Raw genomic sequence first — 24,288 nt, 5'->3', positions numbered from 1 at the left:
CGAACCGCTCGCGCCTTTTTCGCGCTGATTGACCGACATGACGTCGACACGTCTAGCCACCGCGCGCCTCACCGAGCGCGCGTGCCACGAGGGCGATGCGCACGCCGCGCTCGCGCTGCTCGATCAGAGCATCGTGCTGCGGCACCGGCGCATCGCGCTGATCCGTTATCTGCTTGCCCAGCAACTCGGCGCGCCGCTGCAGGCGCGTCATCACGAATACGTCGAAAAGATCGCCGCGCGGTTGAGTGCGGACACGCTTGCGCGCATTGCCGGTGCCGCGCGCTCGCGTTTGCGGACGTAGCGTTCGAGACGCACGTGGATGGAACGACGCCCCCGTTCCATCCCGATGACGTATTTCTTCTATGTGGCCGATTTATGTCGGCGTCTACTGAAATCTCCTCGCAGCACCCACGCGGCAGCCGCCGCATCAACCAGGGGATGACATGTCTACCGCTTATCAGCCGCGCGCGAGCGCAGCCGCCCGACTCGAACGACTGCCGTTCTCCGGTTATCACCGGACCATTTTCATCATCATCGCCATTGCGTTCTTTTTCGATTCCGTCGATCTCGGCACGATGACTTTCGTGCTCGGCTCGATCAGGACGGAATTCGGCTTATCGAGCGCGACGGCGGGGCTGGTGGCCAGCGCGAGCTTCTTCGGCATGGTGATCGGCGCGGCGATTGCGGGATTGCTGGCGGATCGCTTCGGACGCCGGCCGGTGTTTCAATGGAGCATGGTGCTATGGGGGCTCGCATCGTATCTGTGTTCCACGGCGCAAAGCGTCGAAGCCCTGATCTTTTATCGCGTGCTGCTCGGCTTCGGCATGGGGATGGAGTTTCCCATTGCGCAGACGTTGCTGTCGGAGTTCGTGCCGGCTGCGTCGCGCGGCCGCCTGATTGCGTTGATGGACGGGTTCTGGCCGCTCGGCTTCATTACCGCGGGCGTGGTGTCGTACTTCGTGCTGCCGACGTTCGGCTGGCGCACCGAGTTCGCGCTGCTCGCCATTCCTGCGGTATTCGTGCTGATCGTGCGCCGCGTGGTGCCGGAATCGCCGCGTTGGCTGGAGCATCGCGGCCGCCTCGACGAAGCGGACAAGATACTCGCCGAAGTCGAAGTGAAGGTGATGAAAGCGGCCGGCCTGAGCCAGTTGCGCGCACCGGCCATGCTCGCCGAGCCGCCTGCCGCGAAGAGCATGGGCGCGTTTCGTGAGATCTGGAGCCTCGCATACCGGCGCCGCACGATCATGGTGTGGACGCTGTGGTTCTTCGCGCTGCTCGGTTTTTATGGGCTGACGTCGTGGCTGGGCGCGTTGATGCAGCAGGCCGGCTTCGCGGTGACCAAGTCGGTGCTGTACACGGTGCTGATTTCGCTCGGCGGCATTCCGGGGTTTATTTGCGCGGCGTGGCTGGTGGAACGCTGGGGGCGTAAGCCGACCTGCATTGCGTCGCTCGCGGGCAGCGCGGTGATGGCTTACGTATATGGGCAAACCGCGCTGCACGCGCAGACGCCGACCTTGCTGATCTGTGCGGGGCTGGCGATGCAGTTCTTCCTGTTCGCGATGTGGGCGGTGTTGTACACCTATACGCCCGAGCTTTACGGAACCGGTGCGCGTGCGACGGGTTCGGGCTTCGCGTCGGCGATCGGCCGCGTGGGTTCGTTGATCGGACCTTACGTGGTGGGCGTGGTGTTGCCGATGTTCGGCCAGGGCGGTGTCTTCTCGCTCGGCGCGATGTGCTTCGTGATCGCAGCGGCGGCGGTCTGGATTCTCGGTATCGAAACGCGTGGGCTGGCGCTGGAGACGCTGGTGTCGGAGGCGGTTGAGACGGATGCGCGTGGGGTGTTGAGTCCAGTGCGGGATTGAAGGTTCACTTCTTGCGGACGGCGCGCGCACCATGACGCCGTTCCATCCGAACGCGACACGGTCATGTAAAGAGGATGAGTGCCACGGCGGTGCTCATCCGCATTTTGTCCTCGTCGCCCGCCATGTCCACTTCTTTATTCAACGCGCCCCAGCAAGCGTCGTCAGAATCTTATAAGCCACGGCCACCCGGTCCTCCATCGGAAAGTTTTTGTTGGCGAGCATGACAATGCCTAACTGCTTCTCCGGAACGAAAGCCACATACGCGCCGAACCCATTGGTCGAACCGGTCTTGTTGATCCAGACATCCTGTCGCGGCGCGAGCGGCGGCTTGATTTCGATGGCGGGCGTCGCCTTTAAAGCCATCGTCGACGAATTGCCCGCCAGCAACGTCTTCAACGCGACCGGATACGCGTATTGCTCCCAGATCAGATCCTGAGTCATCACACCTGCGTTGAAGTAGCCGGTGTGCGTCTGCGTGATCGCGAGCTGCAACTTCGCATCGAGTTGGAGCTGATTCATGTTCGCTTGCAGAAAGCGCGTGATATCAGCGGCGCTGGATTTCACACCGTACGCTTGCGCGGATAGCACGCCGGGCGCCATGCGGATCGGCGCGCCATCCTTTTTATAGCCTTGCGCGTAGTCCTGCATTCGCGCTTGCGGAACGTCGATATAGCTGTTCTTCAGCCCCAGTGCTGGAAACAGTCGCTGTTCCATCAGCGATGTGAAATCCTGGCCCATGCTCTTTGCCGTGATCAGGCCGAGCGTGCCGATACCGGGATTGGTGTAAGTCCGGCATGTGCCCGGCACGCAACTCGGCTGCCATGCCTTGAAATACTGCATGAGTTCATCGTCGTTATGGATCTCGTCCGGCACCTGCAACGGCAGACCGCCCGGCGTATGCGTGCCCAGATTGACAAGCTTCACGTTGCCGAACGGACTGCCCTGGAGAATGGGCAGATATTTGCTCGTCGCATCCGACAGCGAAAGATCGCCACTGACCTGCGCATACGAAGCCAGTGTCGCCGTGAAGGTCTTGCTGATCGAGCCGAGTTCGAACAGCGTGTCGCGCGTCACGGGCTTGCCGGTTTCCGTCGACGCCACGCCGTAGTTGTACACATAAGGCTTGCCCCCGACAACAATGCCGACCGCCATGCCATGAATGCCATCCTTAGCCATGAGCGGGCGGATCGCTGCGTCGACGGTCCGTTGAATGCCGTCTTGCGTATCGCCGGCTGCGCGACTCGCCGGAGCGGTCGCGCACAGGGTAAAGAAAAGGGCCGCCGTGAGGCTGAGGGCTTTGAACTTCATCGCTCGCGTTTCCTTGATTGTCTGTCTGCGGATGAAGCCGCACTATCCGGCTTTTGCGCCGCGCTGACAATCGAGTATAAGTTGCGCGAGGGTAAAGAAAATCTTGCAGGCGGGCTTCGGCGTCAAACCGTCGCGCTCTCCCGTTTGCGGGACGCTACGCCGTTTGCCACGAAATAGGGCGTATCCACCCGCGCCAACGCCTCGCGTTTGCGAATCCGGTCGGCGATCTTTTCCGCCAGCATGATGGTCGGCGCATTCAGATTGCCGGTGGTGATGCGCGGCATGATCGACGCATCCACCACGCGCAGTCCCTGCATGCCGTGCACGCGGCCCTCGTTGTCGACCACGGCCATGTCGTCGTAACCCATCTTGCATGAACACGACGGATGAAACGCCGTCTCAGCCCGCATCCGCACGAAAGTGTCGAGCTGCTCGTCGGTAGTCAGATCGGCACCGGGATTCAGTTCGCGGCCCCGATAACGATCGAGAGCCGGTTGCCGCATGATCTCGCGCGTGATGCGAATGCCGTCGCGGAATTCGCGCCAGTCGAGCGGATCGGCCATGTAGTTGAACAGGATGCTCGGATGCGCGTTCGGATCACGCGACGTGAGCTTCACGCGGCCACGGCTTGGCGAACGCATCGAACCGACGTGCGCCTGGAATCCGTGCATCTTGATCGCGTTCGAGCCGTTGTAGTTGATCGCAACGGGTAGAAAGTGATACTGGATGTTCGGCCACAGATCGTCGTCGCGCGTGCGGATGAAACCGCCTGCTTCGAACTGGTTGCTCGCGCCGATACCCGTGCCGTTCAGCATCCATTCGAGTCCGATAGCCGGCTGATTCCACCACTGCAAAGCCGGGTACAGCGAGACCGGCTCCTTGCACTCGTACTGGATATACATCTCCAGATGATCCTGCAGGTTCTCGCCCACACCGGGCAGATCGTGAACGAGCGGCACATCGAGTTCGCGCAGCCACGTGGAGCGGCCCACGCCCGAGCGCTGCAGCAATTGCGGCGAAGCAATCGCGCCGCTGCACACCAGCACCTCGCGGCGCGCGTGCGCATTCACCGCGTTGCCATGCTGCAGATACACGACGCCGACCGCGCGCTTGCCGGCGAACAGTACGCGATCCGTCACGGCATGCGTGACGATGGTCAGATTCGGCCGCGCCTTCGCGCGATCCAGATAGCCGCGCGCCGTGCTGGCGCGCCGGCCATTCGCCGTGACCGTGCGATCCATCGGGCCGAAGCCTTCCTGCTGATAGCCGTTCAGATCGTCGGTGCGCGGAAAGCCTGCCTGCACACCGGCTTCGACCATCGCGGCGAAGAGCGGGTTGTTGCCGGGCTTGCTCGTGGTCACATGCACCGGACCGTCGCCGCCGTGGTACGCGTTGGCGCCCACATCGCGCGTCTCGGCCTTGCGAAAATACGGCAGACAATCCAGATAGGTCCAGTTTTCCAGGCCGGGCTGCGCAGCCCATCCGTCGTAATCGAGCGCGTTGCCGCGGATATAGCACATGCCGTTGATCAGCGACGATCCACCGAGCCCCTTGCCGCGCCCGCATTCCATGCGGCGGTTGTTCATATGCGGCTCGGGGTCCGTTTCGTACGCCCAGTTGTAACGGCGCCCTTGCAGCGGATAGGCGAGCGCGGCCGGCATCTGCGTGCGGAAGTCGAAGCGGTAGTCGGGGCCGCCCGCTTCGAGCAGGAGCACGGTCACGTCCGCGTCTTCGGTGAGGCGCGAGGCGAGCACGTTGCCCGCCGAACCCGCGCCCACGATAATGTAGTCGTATTCGTTCGCAGCCATCGTCCTGCCTCCTTAGAACACCGGTTGATACGGGCCGAGTTCGACCTGCACGGACTTGATGCGCGTGTAGTGCTCGAGCGTGGTGATGCCGTTTTCGCGGCCCACACCCGATTGCTTGTAGCCGCCCACCGGCATTTCCGCAGGCGACTCGCCCCAGGTGTTGATCCAGCAGATCCCCGCTTCCAGACGATGAATCACGCGATGCGCGCGCGCCAGATTCTCGGTCACGACGCCCGCGGCGAGGCCATACGCGGTGCGGTTCGCGCGCGCGATCGCCTCGTCTTCGTCGTCGAAAACGAGAATGCTCATGACTGGGCCGAAGATTTCCTCGCGCACGATGCGCATGTCGTCATGGCAGCCGGTGAATACGGTCGGTTCGACATACTGGCCATTGCCGAAATGCCCTTCGGTGAGGCGCTTGCCGCCCGCCACGAGCCGCGCGCCTTCCTGCTTGCCGCTTTCGATATAACCCAGCACTTTCTGCAATTGCGCGGCGCTCACGAGCGGGCCGAAGTTGGTGTCGGCGTGGGTGGGGGCGCCCACGCGAATGCGTTCGACGCGTTCCAGAACCAGCTTCTCGAACCGTTCCAGCACGCCACGTTGCACGAACACGCGTGTGCCGTTGGTGCAGACCTGGCCGGAGCTGAAGAAGTTGGCGCTCATCGCGATGTCGGCGGCGCGTTCGAGGTTGGCGTCGTCGAATACGAGCAGCGGAGATTTGCCGCCGAGTTCCATTGTCACTTCTTTCAGCGACGAGGCGCCGGCGAGCGACATCACCTTCTTGCCCGTTTCAACGCCGCCGGTGAACGAAATTTTCTCGATGTCCGGATGCGCGGCGAGCATCGCGCCGACCCGTCCGTCGCCTTGCACGACGTTGAACACGCCCGCGGGCACGCCGGCTTCGGTATAGATATCGGCGAGCTTCAGCGCCGACAACGGTGTGATCTCGCTCGGCTTGAAGATCATCGCATTGCCGGCCGCGAGCGCGGGCGCCGACTTCCAGCAGGCGATCTGGATCGGATAGTTCCATGCGCCGATGCCCGCGCAAACGCCAAGCGGCTCGCGCCGCGTATAAACAAACGACGTGGGCCGTAGTGGAATCTGCTGACCCTCTATGGCAGTGGCGAGCCCCGCGTAATACTCGATCACGTCCGCGCCGGTGACGATATCCACCGCGCGGGTTTCGGCAATCGGCTTGCCCGTATCGCGCGTTTCGAGCGCGGCGAGTTCGTCGTTGCGCTCGCGCAGAATCTCGACTGCGCGGCGCAGAATGCGCGAACGCTGCATGGCCGTGAGCGCGGCCCATTCGCGTTGCCCGTCCCGCGCGGATTGCACCGCGCGATCGACGTCGGCCGCCGAGGCCTGCTGCACGCTCGCGAGCGTCTCGCCGGTGGCGGGATCGTGCGTCTCGAAGGTTTCGCCGCTGGTTGCGTCGACGTAAGCGCCGCCGATATAGAGGCGTTGCGTTGCGAATACCGCCATGACTTGCTCCTTTCTGAAGATGTCGCCGATCTGCCTGCGTCCTTACTCGCGCGATGCGAGGACCAGATCGATATAGTCGTTGGCCACGCGCAGCGCTGCGCGAGTGTCGAACGGCTCGCCCGAGAGCGCGCCGCGCAGCCACAGTCCGTCGATCAGGGCGGCGAGGCCGCTCGCCGCGCGCCGCGCCGCCGCACGCGGCATGGCCTTGGAAAAATCCGCGCACAGGTTCGAGTTCAGGCGGCGCGTGTTCACATATTGCAGCCGGCGCAATTGCGGCTTGTGCATGCTCTCGGTCCAGAATGCCAGCCAGGTTTTCATGACCGGGCCGCTGGTCTGCTCGGCGTCGAAATTCGCGGCGACCACGGCGCGTAATTTAGAACGCGGATCCGCCTTGGCCGCCCGGCGCCGGCGCGAGGTGGCTTGCCACAAATCGCGCAGCACGTGCCGCATGGTGGCTTCCAGCAAACCGTCCTTGTCGCCGAAATAGTGGCTGACGATGCCGGTGGAAATGCTCGCGCGCTGCGCGACCGAAGCCAGCGTCGTTCCCGCGAGACCGGTCTGGTCGATGGTGAGGAGCGTGGCGTCGATCAGTTGCGCGCGGCGGATTTCGCGCATTCCAAGTTTGGGCATGGTGCGGGCGCTATTGCTGGCATGAGCTTCGGGCGGACTGCGCAAGACGAAAACACGATCCGCCTGAGTGGATTCGAGTGGCTATGGTAGGTTTTTTATATTGAACGGTCAATCAATAAAAAGCGGGTTGCATCAACATGGATACGGGTTGCGCTGGTCGTGTCGGTTCCGGCCAAACCCGTGTCGCGTTCGGCACATGCGCTTCGTTCGGCGGGCGCTACGCTCGTTGAACGGCGTGCTGCACTGAACCGGGCACGCCGCTCACAAGACATGGAGACAGACAATGAGCAGCAATCGTGGCGTCGTGTATCTAGGGCAGGGCAAGGTGGAAGTGCAGTCGATCGACTATCCGAAGATGGTCGATCCGCGTGGCCGTTCGATCGGCCACGGCGTGATCCTGAAGGTAGTGAGCACCAATATTTGCGGCTCCGATCAGCATATGGTGCGCGGCCGCACGACCGCCGAGGTCGGCCTCGTGCTCGGCCACGAGATTACCGGCGAGGTGATCGAGATTGGCCGCGACGTGGAAACGCTGAGGATCGGCGATCTCGTTTCGGTGCCGTTCAACGTGGCCTGCGGACGCTGTCCGACCTGCAAGGCGCAGCATACCGGCGTGTGCCTGAACGTGAATCCTTCGCGTGCCGGCGGTGCTTATGGTTATGTGGACATGGGCGGCTGGATCGGCGGCCAGGCCGAATATGTGATGGTGCCGTACGCCGACTTCAATCTGCTGAAATTCCCCGATCGCGCGCAGGCGCTGTCGAAAATCCGCGATCTCACGTGCCTCTCCGACATTCTGCCGACCGGCTATCACGGCGCGGTGATGGCCGGCGTGAAGCCCGGCGCGACCGTCTATATCGCGGGCGCGGGGCCGGTGGGGATGGCGGCGGCCGCTTCGGCGCGCTTGCTGGGCGCGGCCTGCACGATCGTCGGCGATATGAACGAGGAGCGTCTCGCGCATGCGCGCAAGATGGGTTTCCAGACCGTGGATCTGTCTAAGGACGCCACGCTGGGCGAGCAGATCGAACAGATTCTCGGACGGCCCGAAGTGGATTGCGCAGTGGACTGCGTCGGCTTCGAAGCACACGGCCACGGCAGCAGCGGCTCGCACGAGGAAGCGCCGGCCACCGTGCTCAATTCGCTGATGGAAATCACGCGGGCTGCGGGCGCGATCGGCATTCCGGGCCTTTACGTGACCGACGACCCCGGCGCCGCCGATGCCGCAGCGCGCAAAGGCAGCCTGAGCATCCGTTTCGGTCTGGGCTGGGCCAAGTCGCACTCGTTCCATACCGGACAGACGCCCGTGATGAAGTACAACCAGAACCTGATGCAGGCGATCTTGTGGGACCGCTTGCCGATTGCGGATATCGTCAACGTGACGGTGGTGTCGCTCGACCAGGCGCCCGATGGTTATCGCCAATTCGATGGCGGTGCACCGAAGAAGTTCGTGATCGACCCGCATGGGTTGTTGAAGGCGGCGTAGGCGAGCCTTCGTCAGCGACATCGTGTCATCCTTCGGTTTGCGTGAACTTTGTATAGGATCACGCTATTCGCGACGAGGCGTGCTCGGTCGTCGGGCAACTGCGAGCAACGGTCGCAGTTGAAAGCTTTGGTACGAAGCGGCCCGATGACTGGCGCGAGTCGTAGCGTGAGGGTTGCGCCCATTCAGCTTTGCTGAGGGAAACCCTTTGCGCATTGCGCAGACCGATAAAGCACCGATTGGCCGAATAGTCCTGATGAGCAGTAACGCTTCCCCCCTGAATCTGCGCAATGTGACGCTCTGTGCGGCGGATTCGATCAATCCCGTATTCGCCGCGCGCGCGCTCGAGATATCAGCGGCCCGGTGCAACTTTGCCGACGCGATCCTCTTCACTCACGAGACCGTACCCACCTCTGTACGTACCGTGCTGATTCCGCGCCTGCAGTCCAAAGAAGACTATTCGGCTTTCATGGTCAAGCATCTGCTCGGCCATGTGACCACACCGTGGGTACTCGTCGTTCAATGGGACGGTTATGTGCTGGACCCCGCGGCGTGGAGTGATACGTTTTTCGACTACGACTACATCGGTGCGAAATGGCCGTTCCACTACGATGGCATGAACGTGGGCAACGGCGGGTTCTCGCTGCGTTCGACAAAGCTGTTGCAGGCGCTGGCGGACGAACGGTTCGAATTCCTTCCCGGCGTCAATGAGGACGACCTGATCTGCCGCGTATATCGGCCCTTGCTCGAAAGCGGATACGGCATCCGGTTTGCGCCCGAGGAAGTCGCGACCCGCTTTGCTTATGAGCATGTGCTGCCGGACAGGCCGACCTTCGGTTTTCACGCCGTGTTCAACATGTGGCGGCACGTCGGCGACGAGATGCTGATGGATATGGTGCGTAAGCTGGACATCGGGACTTACAGCTCCAACGAGGTCCTGATGCTATTGAAGATCTATTGCGATCAGCGCAAATTCGACTGCGTAAAGGTGATGTACGAGCGTTACCGGCGCCTATGGAGCACCCAGGAGTTCGTGCGGAACATGATGGTGATAGGGCTGACCGCGGAGGCCGCGCTGCAATACGTCGACCTGTGCGAAAGCGTGGTGAAGAATGCTTGCGATGGATTGTGCGAGTGACGCCGACCAACGATCTGGAGCGGCAACTGCGAAACGCATGCGTGCGTCATGAGCACGAGCCTCACAACCTGGCGATTCTGCGCGAGATATGCGATGTGCTGATCACGCTCGAGCGCGAGGACGAACTCATTGACTGGGCTGACCGGGCGCTGGCACTCGGTACTCAGGACCACCATTTTTTTGCCATGCGCGCGTTTGCGCTGGATCTGCAGGGGCGGCATGCCGAGGCGGTGGAGACTAGAACGCATGCCCCGTCGATGGCGGATAATCCCGCGCTCGCCCAACTGCGTCTCGGCTACAGCCTGATGATGGCAGGCCATTTCGCTCACGCGATCCAGTTGCTGGATGAGGCGCGACGGCCGGTGGCAACGAGCACGCCCAATGTCCTGGCAACCGCCGAACAGCTTCTCGGCGAAGCGATGCTCAAGGCAGGCGACCCGCGTGGCTTTAAGCACTGGACCCGGCGCAACGATTCTGGCGATGCCGGCAGTTATCGTCCGGCCGGCATCCCGGCGTGGGACGGCGAATCCGATCCGCGCGGCCGGCGGGTGCTCGTCGTGCACCAACTCGGTTTTGGCGACAACTTTCTGCTGGGCGCCTGCGTGGCGGACTGGCGCGCTGCCGGTGCGCAGGTGATGATTACCTGTGACCCGCAGATCCATGCGCTCATGCAGGCGTCCTTGCCCGACTGCGAAGTCGTCAGCGCGGCGCGTCCGTTGCAGACCCATGGCCCACTGCCCGACGCGGTGCGCGCGCGAGTGGAAGCATTCGCGCCGCACTTATACGCGACGCTATTGCATTTGCCGGTGTTGCGCGCCGCGCAGACGACATGTCCATACCGGTTTCAGGCGTATCTACGGGCTCCGCCGGCAAAGCGGCAGATTGCGGCAGCGTGGGCGCGACAGTTGCGCGCGCAACATCGCGGAAAGAAGCTCGTCGGGTTGTTCTGGGACTGTGGCCAGCGCCACCTGTCCAATGTCGGCAGCTCAATGCGGTGCTGGGCTGCGCGACGCAGCCTGCCGCTCGATGCGCTCAATCGGCTCGTGACGGATCCCGCGCTGACCGGGCGAATCTGTTTCGTGAATCTGCATCATCCGCTTGCCGAGGCGGCAGCAGGCATGCCGCCCGCCACGGTCGAGCGCTATCTGCCCGGCATCCACCTTTTCGATGACACCGCCGCATGCATCGGCGAACTGGACGCTGTGTTCGCGGTTGATTCGGCCGTGGCCAATCTCGCCGCGATGATGGGCAAACTGACTTGCGTGCCGGTCAACACGTCCGGCGACTGGCGTTGGGGCCATTCGGGAAGCACGTCCAACTGGATCGAAAGCGCGACGCTGTTGCGGCAAACGCGGGAGGGCGACTGGGATCCCGTCGTGCGGGATGCAGCGGCGTGGCTGGCCGCGCTATGACAATTGCGGCCTGCGTTCCGTCATCCGCTGAATGGACGGTGCGCTGATGTACTGAGTGCGCTCCGCTGATGGAAACGCCGCCGCCTCAAGCCGCCAGCACCGGCGCCACCGCCAGCGACGGCGCCTGCTTGCGTCGTTCTCGCGTCGGCGCCGTGCCGAACGCATCGCGGTAGCTTTTCGAAAAGTGGCAGGCCGACTGGAAGCCGCATGCCATCGTGATGTGCATGATCGACATGTCGGTTTGCAACAGCAACTCGCGCGCGCGCCGCAAACGCAGCGTCAGATAGTAATGCGTCGGCGTCATCCCCAGATGTTCGCGGAACAACCGCTGCAATTGCCGCTGCGACATACCGGCGAGCCGCGCGAGTTCTTCGCGTGAGAGCGGCTCTTCGATGTTGTTCTCCATCAGCGCGATCACTTCGAAAAGCGACTTGTTGGCCGAGCCGAGCCGCGCCACTAGCGGCATTTTCTGTTGCGCGCTGGTGTCGCGCACATGTTCGACAATGAACTGCTCGGCGATCTGCGTGACGCGCGCAGTGCCGACGCGCGGCGCGATCAGGTTCAGCATCATATCGAGCGGCGCGACGCCGCCAGTGCATGTGACGCGATCGCGATCGATCACGAACAGTTCTTTCAGAAAGCGCGTGTCGGGAAACTCTTCCTTGAGCGCCGACATGTTCTCCCAGTGAATCGCGCACGCATACCCGGCCAGCAGACCGGCGCGCGCCAACGCATACGTGCCGGTGCACAGGCTGCCGAGCACGCTGCCCATACGGGCAAAGCGGCGCAGCGCGGAAAGATGGGCGGGCGTGGTCGCATGCTGCACGTCGATGCCGCCGACCACGAACACGATATCGGGCTGACCGACGCATTCCACCGGTCCCGTATCGACCGACAAGCCGTTGCTCGCCATGACCGGACCGCCTTCCGGACTCACGATCGACCAGCGGTAAAGCGTTTGGCCGGTCAGATAGTTCGCCATGCGCAGGACTTCGATCGCGTTAGTGAACGCAATCATGGTGAAGTTGGGAACCGGCATGAATGCGAAATGCGACAACGATGCCGTGCGATCGGTGGACATGGGAGGAATGATTCCTTCGAATCTGTAATGTCGCGTCGCCGTGGGGAGCAGCGACTTCTGTAATTCTGAGGACTAGGGCAACTACCGTGCCATCAGGCTAAACCCCTGGTTACTCATCATTCCAGTCGGATAGCTAACCAAACGGCACCAGAACGGCGCTGACAGGGTTTATTGGCGCACCCGAATTGCGCACGAAGGTCAGGTGCAGTGCAGCATGGTCCGCCGCAAAGCACGCTCGTGCGGCAATCGGTAGAACGCGGGCAAGGGCCGACTTGTGAAAAAAGGACGCTTATGGCGGAAAAGGCAAAGAACGCGTCTGAATTCATAAATTGACGCGCGTGGCGAGCGTCAAGAATAGACGCAATGCACACCGGTAGCAGCAGGGGCGAAGCGAGTCCCAGGCGCGGCTTCCGGCCTTCCGTCAACGACTCCACGGACCTTCCATGTCGAACCCGAATCCTTTCTTCGAAGAATCGCTGGCCACGCGCGATCCGGCGGTGCGCGGCGCTATTTTGAAAGAGCTCGAGCGCCAGCAGTCGCAAGTCGAACTGATCGCGTCGGAAAACATCGTGTCGCGCGCGGTGCTCGAAGCACAGGGCTCGGTGCTGACCAACAAATATGCGGAAGGCTATCCGGGCAAACGTTACTACGGCGGTTGCGAATACGCCGACGTGATCGAAACGCTCGCGCTCGATCGCATCAAGCAACTGTTCAACGCGAAGTTCGCCAACGTGCAGCCGCATTCCGGCGCGCAGGCCAACGGCGCGGTGATGCTCGCGCTGGTGAAGCCGGGCGACACGGTGCTCGGCATGTCGCTCGACGCGGGCGGCCACCTCACGCACGGCGCCAAGCCGGCCATGTCGGGAAAATGGTTCAACGCGGTGCAGTACGGTGTCAATCGCGACACGATGCTGATCGATTACGAGCAGATCGAGGAACTCGCGCAGCAGCACAAACCTGCGTTGCTGATCGCCGGCTTCTCGGCTTATCCGCGGGCGCTGGACTTTGCACGGCTGCGCGCGATCGCCGACGGCGTGGGCGCCAAATTGATGGTGGATATGGCGCATATCGCCGGCGTGATCGCGGCGGGGCGTCATCAGAATCCGGTCGAGCATGCGCATGTGGTCACCTCGACCACGCACAAGACACTGCGCGGCCCGCGCGGCGGCTTTGTGCTGACGAATGACGAAGACATTGCCAAGAAAATCAACTCGGCCGTGTTCCCGGGCTTGCAGGGCGGCCCGCTGATGCACGTGATCGCCGGCAAGGCGGTTGCATTTGGCGAAGCACTGCAACCCGGCTTCAAGACCTATATCGACAGCGTGCTCGCCAACGCGCAGACGCTCGGCGAGGTGCTGAAGGCCGGCGGCGTGGATCTGGTGACGGGCGGCACCGACAACCATCTGTTGCTGGTCGATCTGCGGCCGAAGGGCCTCAAGGGCAATCAGGTCGAGCAGGCGCTGGAGCGCGCGGGCATTACCTGCAACAAGAACGGCATTCCCTTCGATACCGAGAAGCCCACGATCACCTCCGGCATTCGCCTCGGCACGCCCGCGGGCACCACGCGCGGCTTCGGCGTGAGCGAATTCCGCGAAGTCGGGCGTCTGATCGTCGAGGTGCTCGATGCGCTGCGCGATCACCCGGAAGGCCATGCCGCAACTGAACAACGCGTACGCCGCGAGATTTTCGCGCTGTGCGAACGCTTTCCCATCTATTAAGCACGCCTGGAGCAAACGATGAGCACTTTGCACGACAACAGCATCATCATCGACGGTCTGAACATTTCGAAGTTCGAACGCTCCGTGTTCGAGGATATGCGCAAGGGCGGCGTGACCGCGGTGAACTGCACGGTCTCGGTCTGGGAAAGCTTCCAGAAGACCGTCGATAACATTGCCGAGATGAAGCAGCAGATCCGCGAATACGGCGAGATCCTGACGCTCGTGCGCACGACCGACGACATCTTGCGCGCGAAGAAAGAGAACAAGACGGGCATCATTTTCGGCTTCCAGAACGCGCATGCTTTCGAGGACAACCTCGGCTATATCGAGGCGTTCAAGGACCTCGGCGTGAACGTGGTGCAGCTTTGCTACAACACGCAGAACCTGGTGGGCACCGGTTGCTATGAGCGCGATGGCGGTCTGTCGGGCTATGGCCGCGAGGTGATCCAGGAGATGAACCGCGTCGGGATCATGGTCGATCTCTCGCACGTGGGCGGCAAGACTTCTTCCGAAGCGATCGCGGCTTCGAACAAGCCCGTGTGCTATTCGCATTGCTGCCCGTCGGGCCTGAAAGAGCATCCGCGCAACAAGAGCGACGAGCAACTGAAAGAGATCGCGGACGCGGGCGGTTTCGTCGGCGTGACGATGTTCGCGCCGTTCCTCAAGCGCGGTCCGGACGCGACCGTTGAAGACTATATCGAAGCGATCGAGTACGTGGTGAACCTGATCGGCGAAGACCAGGTCGGCATCGGCACGGACTTCACGCAAGGCTACAGCACGGAATTCTTCGACTGGATCACGCACGACAAGGGCCGCTATCGCCAGTTGACGAACTTCGGCAAGGTCGTGAATCCGGAAGGCATTCGCACGATCGGCGAGTTTCCGAACCTGACGGCCGCGATGGAACGCGCCGGCTGGAGCGAAACGCGCATCAAGAAGATCATGGGCGAAAACTGGGTACGGGTATTCGGCGAAGTCTGGAAGGTTTGACCGCTGCCTGAATCGACACCTATCCCACAGATAAAAACGGAGCCTCCACATGCAACCCCAACTGCCTATCGACGTCGACGCAAATACCGGCGTCTGGACCACCGACGCGCTGCCGATGCTGTACGTACCGCGTCACTTCTTCACGAACAACCACACCGCTGTGGAAGAGGCCCTCGGACTCGATACGTATGCCGAGATTCTCTACAAGGCCGGCTACAAGTCCGCGTATTTCTGGTGCGACAAGGAAGCGAAGCAGCACGGCATGGCGGGCATGGCGGTGTTCGAGCATTACCTGAAGCGTCTGTCGCAACGCGGCTGGGGCATCTTCACGATCACCGAAGCCGATCCGTCGAGCTCGCGTGCGCGCATCGAACTGCATCACTCTTCGTTCGTGCTGGCGCAGCCGGGCAAGGTGGGCAAGCTTTGCTACATGTTCGCCGGCTGGTTCGCGGGGGCGATGGACTGGGTCAACGATACCGCGCCGGACGCCTCGCGCAAGGGCCCGCCATCGCATTCCAGAGAAGCGCAATGCGCCGCTGAAGGCCACGAACACTGTGTGTTCGAAGTGTCGCCGCTCGCATCGTAAGCGCAACCGTAAGCACACAGATAAACGGCTTCCACCACGGCGCACGGCACAGCGCAACAAGCAATTCATTCCGAGGTCGATCGCGATGCGTTACCCGAACCTTTTCAAGCCTCTCACGCTGAACAAGCTGACTTTGCGCAACCGTATCGTCAGCACCGCGCACGCGGAGGTCTATGCGGAACCGGGCGGCCTGCCTGGCGACCGTTATATCCGTTACTACGAGGAGAAGGCCAAGGGCGGCGTCGGCCTTGCTGTGTGCGGCGGTTCGAGCCCGGTGTCGATCGACAGCCCGCAAGGCTGGTGGAAGTCGGTGAATCTGTCGACCGACAAGATCATCGACCCGCTTGCGCGGCTCGCCGAAGCGATGCACACGCATGGCGCGAAGATCATGATCCAGGCCACGCATATGGGACGCCGCTCGGCGTTTCATGGCGAGCATTGGCCGCATCTGATGTCGCCGTCCGGCGTGCGGGAGCCGGTGCACCGCGGTAATGCGAAGATCATCGAGGTCGAGGAAATTCGCCGCATCATCAGCGATTTCGCGGCCGCGGCGAAGCGCGTGAAAGATGCGGGCATGGACGGCGTCGAAATCTCGGCCGCGCACCAGCATCTGATCGACCAGTTCTGGAGCCCGCGCACCAACTTCCGTACCGACGAATGGGGCGGTTCGCTGGAAAACCGCCTGCGCTTCGGCACTGAAGTGTTGAAGGCCGTGCGTGAAGCGGTAGGCGCGGACTTCTGCGTCGGCTTGCGCATGTGCGGCGACGAGTTCCATGAAGACGGGCTCGATCACGAGCAACTGAAAGAGATCGCTCAGGCCATGAGCGAAACCGGCCTGATCGACTACCTCGGCGTGATCGGTTCGGGTGCGGACACGCACAACACGCTTGCCAACTGCATGCCGCCCATGGCGCTGCCGCCCGAGCCGTTCGTGCATCTCGCGGCCGGTATCAAATCGGTGGTCAAGCTGCCCGTCATGCACGCGCAAAGCATTCGCGACGCGGGCCAGGCCGAGCGCCTGCTCGCCAGCGGCATGGTCGATCTGGTCGGCATGACGCGCGCGCAGATTGCCGATCCGCATATGGTCATCAAGATCCGCGATGGCCGCGAGGACGAAATCAAGCAGTGCGTCGGCGCGAATTATTGCATCGACCGTCAATACAACGGGCTCGATGTGCTGTGCGTGCAGAACGCCGCGACTTCGCGCGAAGAAACGATGCCGCACGTGATCGCCAAAACGCGTGGGCCGAAGCGCAAGGTGGTCGTGGTCGGCGCGGGTCCGGCGGGACTCGAAGCGGCGCGCGTGGCGAAGTCGCGCGGTCACGACGTGGTGCTGTTCGAGAAGAACGACTACGTGGGCGGCCAGATCATGCTGGCCGCGAAAGCGCCGCAGCGCGAACAGATGGCGGGCATCGTGCGCTGGTTCGACATGGAGACCAAGCGCCTTGGCGTGGACCGGCGTCTCGGTGTCGCCGCCAGTGAGCAAATCATCATGGCCGAGAAGCCGGACATCGTCGTGCTCGCCACGGGCGGTTCGTCGTTCACGTCGCAAGTCGCGGCGTGGGGCGTCGACGAAGGTCTCGCCGTCAGTTCGTGGGACGTGCTGTCGGGCAAGGTGGAGCCGGGCAAGAACGTGCTGGTGTACGACGGCGTCAGCACGCATGCCGGCGCGGGCGTGGCCGATTTCATGTCGAGCCGCGGCTCGAACGTCGAGATCGTGACGCCGGACGTGAAAGTGGCCGACGACGTGGGCGGCACCACGTTCCCGATTTTCTACCGGCGTCTGTACGCGCAAGGTGTGATCCATACGCCGAACTACTGGCTCGATAAGGTCTACGAGGAAGACGGCAAGAAGATCGCCGTGATCCGCAACGAGTACACCGAAGAGCAGGAGGAGCGGGCGGTCGATCAGGTGGTGATCGAAAACGGCAGCACGCCGAACGACGAGTTGTACTGGAAGCTCAAGCCGGAATCGGTCAATCGCGGCCAGGTCGACGTGCATAAGCTGTTCGCCTCCGAGCCGCAACCGTCTTTGAGCGAAGAACTCGGCAATGGCCGCTTCCTGCTGTTCCGCGTCGGCGACTGCATCTCCATGCACAACATTCACGGCGCGATTTACGACGCGCTGCGCCTTTGCAAGGATTTCTGACGATGAGCCCCGTGTTTGTCATCACCGTCCTGTTGTGGTTGTCGGTGGCTGGTCTGGCGTTCGCGCTCGTCAAGCGCGCCGCGTATTGGCGCGAAGGCCGCGCCACGGCGGCGGGCGCTTACGGCTGGACCAATCTGCTGGCGATTCCCAAGCGCTACTTCGTCGACCTGCATCATGTGGTGGCGCGCGATCCGTACATCGCCAAAACGCACGTGGCGACCGCGGGCGGCGCGATTCTCGCGATGGCGCTGGTGTTCGTCAACTACGGGCTGGCTATTTACTCGCCGTGGCTCGACAAGCTGATCTTTCTGGCCGCGCTCGTCATGCTGGTCGGCGCGGTGTTCGTCTGGCGCCGCCGCCACGGCGCGAAAGCGGTGCCGGCGCGGCTCTCGCGCGGGCCATGGGATCATCTGCCGCTGCTGCTCGGGTCGTTTGCGCTCGGTCTGGTGCTGTTCATCGCGCTGCCGGCTTCCGCGATGTCCGGTGCGCTCGCCGTCATCGTCGCGCTGCTGATCGCGGTGGGCGCGTTTGCGATGACGTTCGGCGCGGCGCGCGGCGGCCCGATGAAGCATGCGCTCGCCGGGTTGCTGCATCTCGCGTTTCATCCGCGTCAGGAGCGTTTTGCCGAGCGCAATGACGCGGACGTGGTGCCGCCTACCGCATTGAAAGCACCGCTGCTCGACGCGAAGGAATACGGCGTCGGCAAGCCGGTTGAGTTTCGCTGGAACCAGTTGCTCAGTTTCGACGCGTGCGTGCAGTGCGGCAAGTGCGAAGCAGCCTGTCCCGCGTTCGCCGCGGGTCAGCCGCTCAATCCGAAGAAGCTGATTCAAGACCTCGTCACGGGCATGGTGGGCGGCACGGACGCCGAATACGCGGGCAGTCCCACGCCGGGCATTCCGGTCGGCAAGCACGCCGGTGCGCCGGGCAAGCCGCTGATCTCCAGCCTGATCGAAGCGGACACGCTGTGGTCCTGCACGACCTGCCGCGCTTGCGTGCAGGAGTGCCCGATGCTGATCGAGCATGTGGACGCGATTGTGGATATGCGCCGCAATCAGACGCTGGTTGAAGGCAGCGTGCCGGGCAAGGGGCCGATCACGCTCGCGAATCTGCGCGAGACGGGCAGTTCGAACGGCTACGACATCGGCGCGCGTTACGACTGGGCCGTCGATCTGCAAGTGCAGGTCGCGCAGCCGGGCCGTCCGGTGGACGTGCTGCTGATCGCCGGCGAAGGCGCGTTCGACATGCGCTATCAGCGCACGCTGCGTGCGCTCGTCAAGGTGCTGAATCGCGCGGGCATCGACTATGCGGTGCTGGGCGGCGTGGAAACCGATACGGGCGACACTGCCCGCCGTCTCGGCGACGAAGCGACTTTCCAGCAGCTCGCGCACAAGCTGATCGGCACGCTCTCGCAGTACTCGTTCCGCAAGATCGTCACCGCGGACCCGCACGTGCTGCACAGCCTGCGCAACGAGTATCGCGCGCTGGGCGGTTTCTACGAGGTGCAGCATCACACGGCGCTGATCGAGCAACTGGTCGCGAGCGGGAAGCTCACGCCGCGTGCGGTGGCCGCGTTTGCGGATCGCAAGATCACGTATCACGACCCGTGCTATCTGGGCCGCTATAACGGTGAAACGGAGGCGCCGCGCCGCTTGCTGAAGACCATCGGAATCAAGGTCGTGGAGATGGAGCGCAATGGCATGCGCGGACGCTGCTGCGGCGGTGGCGGCGGGGCGCCCCTCACCGATATTCCGGGCAAGCGGCGCATTCCCGACATTCGTATCGACGACGCGAAAACCGTCGGCGCGGAGATCGTCGCGGTCGGCTGCCCGAATTGCACGGCGATGCTCGAAGGCGTTGTGGGGCCGCGTCCGGAAGTGCTGGACGTCGCCGAACTGGTTGCAGCGGCGCTGGAGTAACGCGATGAACTCTCTCAAACGAATCGACCCGCGCCGTCCGTTCACGATCACGGCAGACGGACTCAGGCGTATCACCCTCGGTGTGACGGGTGTGGCGGGCTCACTGGAATTCACGGCGCACGGCGCCTCGCATCGCGAACAGGCCAAACCGCGCCGCACCACGGCGGCGCCGCAGCGTGTGATGCTGGTGGCCGCCCACGCGGACCGTGGCGCGCTGGACGATCATGCGCGCCAGGTATTGGCCGGCGCCGCCCTGATTGCGGACGCAACGACCGAGGTGGTGTTGCTGGTCTTCGGCGAGTTCAGCGGCGACGCCGCAGCGCTCGGCGCCGACAAGCTGATCGAATTGCCGATGTTCGACCGCCGCACCTTCGCGCCGCTGGACGAATTGAATGCGCTGGCCGCGTGCGTCGCGGCTTACGCACCGGTGCATGTTTTTCTGCCCGATAACGCAACCGGCGACGGCGACCTTGGCCGCCGTTATGCAGCCGCGGCGAATGCGAGCGTGGCCACGCATGTCGTCGAGATCGACGCCGCGCATGTGGCGGCCTATGTTCAGGCGAATACAGCGTATGCCGCGCGTACGTTGCCCGAGGTAGTGCTGCTCGCGCCCAACGCGGTCGATCCGAAGCTGCCGTTCGTCGGCGCGGGCGACCGGGTCATGTGGCGCTTCGACGGCGACGCCGCGGCAGCGCAAGGCGCGGTGCGCGATCTCGGCATCGAGGAAATCGACGCCGCGCAACTGGCACTCGAAGAAGCGGATTTCATCGTTTCGGCGGGCAACGGCGTGCGCGACGTGCCGGCGTTCGAGCGTCTGGCGGCCACGCTGGGCGCGGCCATCGGCGCGAGCCGTGTGGCCGTGGACGACGGCAAGTTCACCCGCGACAAACAGATCGGCGCGACCGGCAAGACCGTCGAAGCGAGTGTGTATATCGCCTTCGGCATTTCCGGCGCGGTCCAGCATCTGCAAGGGATCAAGGACTGCCGGCATGTGATCGCGGTGAATCTCGACGCGAGTGCGCCGATCGCCAAGCGCGCGAACCTGACAGTGATCGCGGACGCGCAGGAAACCATCGCGGCGCTCAACGAAGCAGCGGCCGCGGCGCGCACTGCGCGCGGAACCGGTGCGGCGCTGCTGAATTCAACGGCTGTCACCGAAGGAGCGCTCGCATGAAGATTGCCGTCCTCGTTTCCGTGGGCCGTCATCCGGTGAGCGGCACGGCGCGCTACAGCCGCAACGATGCCGCCGCGCTGACCATGGCGCTCTCGCTCGCCCGAACGCACAACGCGACGCTCGACGTGCTGCATGCGGGCGATCCGTCGAACCCTGCGTTGAAGGAGTATCTGGCACTCGGCGCACGTTCGGTCGAAGTGCTTGAAATAGCCACGACACCTGAAACCCAGGCGGACGCAGCCGCTCCGCTAGCCGCGCGGCTGCGTGGCTACGACCTCGTTCTGACCGGCACGCGCGCTGAAGGCGCGTTCGACAGCGGCATGCTGCCGTATCGCGTCGCCAATGCGCTGGAGATTGCGCTGGTCGGCGCGGCAGTCGACGTGACGTTGCGCGACGGTTGTGCGGAAGTGCGCCAGTTCATGCCGAAGGGGTTGCGCCGCCGCGTGGAGGTGCGGTTGCCCGCGCTGATCGCCGTGCACCCGCTGGCCAACGCCGCTCCCACGTACGCCTACGCACGGTTGCGCGAAGGCACGATCCGCCCGGTCGCCACGCAAGCCGCCGGCAGCGCCGACGAGCTTGCCTGGGCTATCCGCCCGGCGGCCGCCAAACCGGTGCGGCTTGCCGCCGCCGAAAAGCGTTCCGGCCACGCCCGCATGCTGTCGGCCACGACGACCGAGAGCCGAGGCGGCAGCGTCGTAATTGAAGGGAGTTCCGTCGAAAAAGCACAAGTCATTCTCGCGTATTTGCGCGAGCATCAACTCGTGGATTACTGATTTCCGGTTCGGGCCCGCATGCGACCAGGAGGGCCTGGCGCAGCGCCAGACGTGACATGCAACGGAGCACACAATGAAAGTTTCGGCAGACGTTCGCGCAATGATCGAACGCCGTAAGAAGAATCACACGCTGGAAGCGCCTTTCTATACGAGCGAGAATATTTTCGCGCTCGACATGGATGCGATCTTCCGGCAACACTGGATTCAGGTCGCGGTGGAACCGGACGTGCCGGAACCGGGCGACTACATCACCGTGGAGATCGGCAACGATTCGATCCTGATCGTGCGCGACGACGATATGCAGGTGAGGGCGTTTCACAACGTCTGCCGCCATCGCGGCGCACGCCTGTGCAATACCGACAAAGGCTCGCTCGGCAATATCGTCTGCCCGTATCACAGCTGGACGTATAACCTGAACGGCGATCTGATGTTCGCCGAACACATGGGCGACCAGTTCGACCGCTGCAAACATAGCCTGAAGTCCGTGCATCTCGAGAATCTGGCCGGCCTGATTTTCATTTGCCTCGCGGATAACCCGCCAGCGGACTTCGCCGTGGTACGCGCGGCAATGGAGCCGTATCTGTTGCCGCACGATCTGGCCAACTGCAAGATCGCGGCCTCGATCGACATTGTCGAAGAGGGCAACTGGAAGCTCACGATGGAAAACAACCGCGAGTGCTATCACTGCGTCGCGAACCATCCCGAGTTGACCATTTCGCTGTACGAATACGGTTTCGGTTATCAGCGCACGCCGGCCAATGAAGAGGGCATGGCCGCGTTCGAAGAGACCGTGGCTCGCCGCACCGCGCAATGGGAAGCGATGCAGTTGCCTTCCGCGGAAATCGAACGGCTTGCCGATCTGGTCACCGGTTTTCGCACGCAACGCCTGCCGCTCGATCGAGACGGCGAATCGCAGACGCTCGACGCGAAAGTGGCCTCGAAGAAACTGCTCGGCGGCTTCGAGCAGGCCGATCTCGGCGGCCTGTCGTTCTGGACGCAGCCCAATTCGTGGCATCACTTCATGAGCGATCACATTGTCAGCTTCTCGGTGATTCCGCTCTCGGCGGGCAAGACGCTGGTGCGCACCAAGTGGCTCGTTCACAAGGATGCGCGCGAAGGCATCGATTACGACGTGAACAACCTCACGGCTGTGTGGCGCGCGACGAACGATCAGGATCGCGCACTCGTCGAATACTCGCAACGCGGCGCGACGAGCAGCGCTTATGAGCCGGGCCCGTATTCGCCGTTCACGGAAGGCCTCGTCGAGAAGTTCTGCGAGTGGTACATCGGCCGCCTGGCGGATTACAGCAATGCGCCCCAAACCCATGAAGCAGGCGAAACCACGCCGGCTTCGCACGGCGAAAAAGTCGTGTCTTTCATGCGCTGAGCGCGGCACCGCAACCAGGAGTCGGAGAAAACAATGATGCGCGATCAGGCGACGTTTCAGCTCAGCACCCAGCCGGCCGCGGACCACGCTGCCAGCCGGGTCACGCAGCCGCGTTTCTGGGAAGCGTTGCCGGCGCGCTGGAACAGCGACACCGACGACACGCTGGTGTGCTGCCAGGTTCGCCAGGAAACGCACGACGTAAAGAGCTTTTTCTTTCGCGCACCGTCCGGCCGGGCGTTCGTGTTCGAGCCGGGGCAGTTCATTACGCTGGAACTGGAGATAGACGGCGAGTCGATCAATCGCTGCTATACGATCTCTTCGCCGCCCACGCGTCCGCATACGATCTCGATCACGGTCAAGCGCGTGCCGGGCGGCAAGGTGTCGAACTGGCTGCATGACAATCTGCATGCGGGCGCCGAGGTTCGCGTGCTCGGGCCGGCGGGCGAATTCACCTGCGCGCGGCACCCGGCGCGTAAATTCCTGTTTTTATCGGCGGGCTCGGGTATTACGCCGCTGATGTCGATGAGCCGCGCGCATCATGAACTCGGTGAAGATAGCGACATCGTGTTCGTGCATAGCGCCCGCACACCGGACGACATTATCTTCGCGCGCGAACTCGACCTGATCGCGTCGAATCAGGCGCATTTCCGCACCGCGTTTGTTTGCGAACGGCTCGGCGCGCGCACGAACTGGCCAGGTGTGACCGGTTTTCTGACATTGCCGCTGCTCAAGCTCATCGCGCCGGACTTTCTGGAACGTGAGATCTTTACCTGCGGACCCGCGCCGTACATGCAAGCGGTGCGCAATCTGCTGGACGAGGGCGGTTTCGATCGCAGTCACTACCATGAGGAAAGTTTCTCGTTCGAGACCGTGGGCGAAGTGGCCGCGCAGTTGACCACCGCTCACGTGGCGGACGCGTTGCTGAACGCGAGCGCGCCGGTCACGGCCGAGAGCTTTATCGAGGCGCGCGAACAGGCGCCGGGCTTCACGCCTGCGCTCGCACCGGCGCCCGCTTCCGTCGAAACGGAAACCCGCTTCAAGGTGAGCTTCGCCAAAAGCAATCGCGAGATCGAATGCGGCAGTGGCCAGCACGTGCTCGACGCTGCGAAGAAAGCGGGCGTGCGGCTGCCCGCGTCGTGTACTCAGGGTATGTGCGGCACCTGCAAGGTCAAGCTGGTGTCGGGGGAAGTCGCGATGAAACACGCAGGCGGCATTCGCCAGCGTGAGATCGATCAGGGCATGGTGCTGTTGTGCTGCAGCAAGCCGTTGACCGATCTGGTCGTGGATAAGTAAGACGAGAAGGACGGCCCCCAGTGGCCGAAGTCGCGTGCGGACAACTGGATGTCGGAAAACAACGCTACCTGGCAATTCTGGCTGGCGATTCTAAATGCTCA

General features: G+C 63.0%; 19 protein-coding genes. 14 read left to right on the top strand and 5 right to left on the bottom strand.

Going from position 1 to position 24,288, the window contains the following annotated elements:
• Positions 1 to 37 precede the first annotated feature (37 nt).
• Both P0D68_RS19165 and P0D68_RS19160 read left to right on the top strand, forming a co-directional pair.
• The gene (locus P0D68_RS19165) at positions 38 to 301 is read left to right on the top strand and encodes a hypothetical protein (protein WP_091801516.1); all 264 of its coding nucleotides are present in this window, start codon (positions 38 to 40) and stop codon (positions 299 to 301) included.
• Positions 302 to 443: 142 nt separating this feature from the next.
• On the top strand, positions 444 to 1,862 hold the full coding sequence (locus P0D68_RS19160; RefSeq protein ID WP_091801513.1) for an MFS transporter: 1,419 nt from the start codon (positions 444 to 446) through the stop codon (positions 1,860 to 1,862).
• Positions 1,863 to 2,000: 138 nt separating this feature from the next.
• On the opposite strand, the gene ampC is transcribed toward P0D68_RS19160, so the two are convergent.
• The 4 genes from ampC to betI form a co-directional block, all read right to left on the bottom strand.
• Entirely contained in the window at positions 2,001 to 3,170 is a 1,170-nt protein-coding gene (gene ampC / locus P0D68_RS19155; RefSeq protein WP_408298946.1) for a class C beta-lactamase, read from the bottom strand.
• 122 nt (positions 3,171 to 3,292) lie between these two features.
• Complete coding sequence (gene betA, locus P0D68_RS19150; protein WP_408298944.1) at positions 3,293 to 4,978, bottom strand: choline dehydrogenase; 1,686 nt, start codon at positions 4,976 to 4,978, stop codon at positions 3,293 to 3,295.
• Positions 4,979 to 4,990: 12 nt separating this feature from the next.
• Entirely contained in the window at positions 4,991 to 6,460 is a 1,470-nt protein-coding gene (gene betB / locus P0D68_RS19145) for a betaine-aldehyde dehydrogenase (RefSeq protein WP_408298942.1), read from the bottom strand.
• Positions 6,461 to 6,502: 42 nt separating this feature from the next.
• Positions 6,503 to 7,090 carry a transcriptional regulator BetI gene (betI, locus tag P0D68_RS19140; protein ID WP_408298940.1) on the bottom strand — a complete coding sequence of 196 codons (588 nt, stop codon included), beginning with the start codon at positions 7,088 to 7,090 and terminating at the stop codon, positions 6,503 to 6,505.
• Between the two features lie 283 nt (positions 7,091 to 7,373).
• Here betI and fdhA point away from each other — a divergent pair, with 283 nt between their 5' ends.
• From fdhA to P0D68_RS19125, 3 genes are all read left to right on the top strand, one after another.
• Positions 7,374 to 8,573 (top strand): formaldehyde dehydrogenase, glutathione-independent, encoded by a 1,200-nt coding sequence (fdhA, locus tag P0D68_RS19135; protein ID WP_408298938.1) that lies wholly within the window; start codon positions 7,374 to 7,376, stop codon positions 8,571 to 8,573.
• A gap of 253 nt (positions 8,574 to 8,826) precedes the next feature.
• The gene (locus P0D68_RS19130; protein WP_408298936.1) at positions 8,827 to 9,708 is read left to right on the top strand and encodes a DUF5672 family protein; all 882 of its coding nucleotides are present in this window, start codon (positions 8,827 to 8,829) and stop codon (positions 9,706 to 9,708) included.
• The gene (locus P0D68_RS19125) at positions 9,705 to 11,120 is read left to right on the top strand and encodes a hypothetical protein (RefSeq protein WP_408184968.1); all 1,416 of its coding nucleotides are present in this window, start codon (positions 9,705 to 9,707) and stop codon (positions 11,118 to 11,120) included. The genes P0D68_RS19130 and P0D68_RS19125 overlap by 4 nt, the downstream gene beginning before the upstream one ends.
• A gap of 85 nt (positions 11,121 to 11,205) precedes the next feature.
• Here the strand turns inward: P0D68_RS19125 and P0D68_RS19120 are convergent, their stop codons facing one another.
• The gene (locus P0D68_RS19120) at positions 11,206 to 12,201 is read right to left on the bottom strand and encodes a GlxA family transcriptional regulator (protein WP_091801487.1); all 996 of its coding nucleotides are present in this window, start codon (positions 12,199 to 12,201) and stop codon (positions 11,206 to 11,208) included.
• Between the two features lie 443 nt (positions 12,202 to 12,644).
• On the opposite strand from P0D68_RS19120, the gene P0D68_RS19115 reads away from it, so the two are divergent.
• The 9 genes from P0D68_RS19115 to P0D68_RS19075 all read left to right on the top strand — a co-directional run bounded on the left by P0D68_RS19115 (position 12,645) and on the right by P0D68_RS19075 (position 24,187).
• Positions 12,645 to 13,919, top strand: a complete 1,275-nt coding sequence (locus tag P0D68_RS19115) for a serine hydroxymethyltransferase (RefSeq protein ID WP_408184969.1) — start codon at positions 12,645 to 12,647, stop codon at positions 13,917 to 13,919.
• 18 nt (positions 13,920 to 13,937) lie between these two features.
• Entirely contained in the window at positions 13,938 to 14,909 is a 972-nt protein-coding gene (locus P0D68_RS19110; RefSeq protein WP_007177107.1) for a dipeptidase, read from the top strand.
• 49 nt (positions 14,910 to 14,958) lie between these two features.
• Entirely contained in the window at positions 14,959 to 15,495 is a 537-nt protein-coding gene (locus P0D68_RS19105) for a DUF5943 domain-containing protein (RefSeq protein WP_091801477.1), read from the top strand.
• A gap of 85 nt (positions 15,496 to 15,580) precedes the next feature.
• Entirely contained in the window at positions 15,581 to 17,644 is a 2,064-nt protein-coding gene (locus P0D68_RS19100) for an oxidoreductase (RefSeq protein WP_408298933.1), read from the top strand.
• Positions 17,645 to 17,646: 2 nt separating this feature from the next.
• Positions 17,647 to 19,560: a (Fe-S)-binding protein gene (locus tag P0D68_RS19095; RefSeq protein WP_091801471.1), complete on the top strand. Its 1,914-nt coding sequence runs from the start codon at positions 17,647 to 17,649 to the stop codon at positions 19,558 to 19,560.
• Positions 19,561 to 19,564: 4 nt separating this feature from the next.
• A complete protein-coding gene (locus P0D68_RS19090) occupies positions 19,565 to 20,734 on the top strand; it encodes an electron transfer flavoprotein subunit alpha/FixB family protein (RefSeq protein ID WP_408298931.1) in 1,170 nt (389 codons plus the stop codon).
• Entirely contained in the window at positions 20,731 to 21,507 is a 777-nt protein-coding gene (locus P0D68_RS19085) for an electron transfer flavoprotein subunit beta/FixA family protein (RefSeq protein WP_408298929.1), read from the top strand. The genes P0D68_RS19090 and P0D68_RS19085 overlap by 4 nt, the downstream gene beginning before the upstream one ends.
• Before the next feature lie 73 nt (positions 21,508 to 21,580).
• Positions 21,581 to 22,894, top strand: a complete 1,314-nt coding sequence (locus tag P0D68_RS19080) for an aromatic ring-hydroxylating oxygenase subunit alpha (RefSeq protein ID WP_408298927.1) — start codon at positions 21,581 to 21,583, stop codon at positions 22,892 to 22,894.
• A 33-nt stretch (positions 22,895 to 22,927) separates the two neighbouring features.
• Positions 22,928 to 24,187: an FAD-binding oxidoreductase gene (locus P0D68_RS19075; protein ID WP_408298925.1), complete on the top strand. Its 1,260-nt coding sequence runs from the start codon at positions 22,928 to 22,930 to the stop codon at positions 24,185 to 24,187.
• Positions 24,188 to 24,288: the final 101 nt, after the last annotated feature.

Source organism: Paraburkholderia sp. RL17-380-BIE-A (assembly GCF_046028085.1).
Lineage (GTDB): Bacteria > Pseudomonadota > Gammaproteobacteria > Burkholderiales > Burkholderiaceae > Paraburkholderia.
The sequence above is the reverse complement of the archived record's forward strand: the minus strand, read 5'-3'. Positions and strand labels throughout refer to the sequence as shown.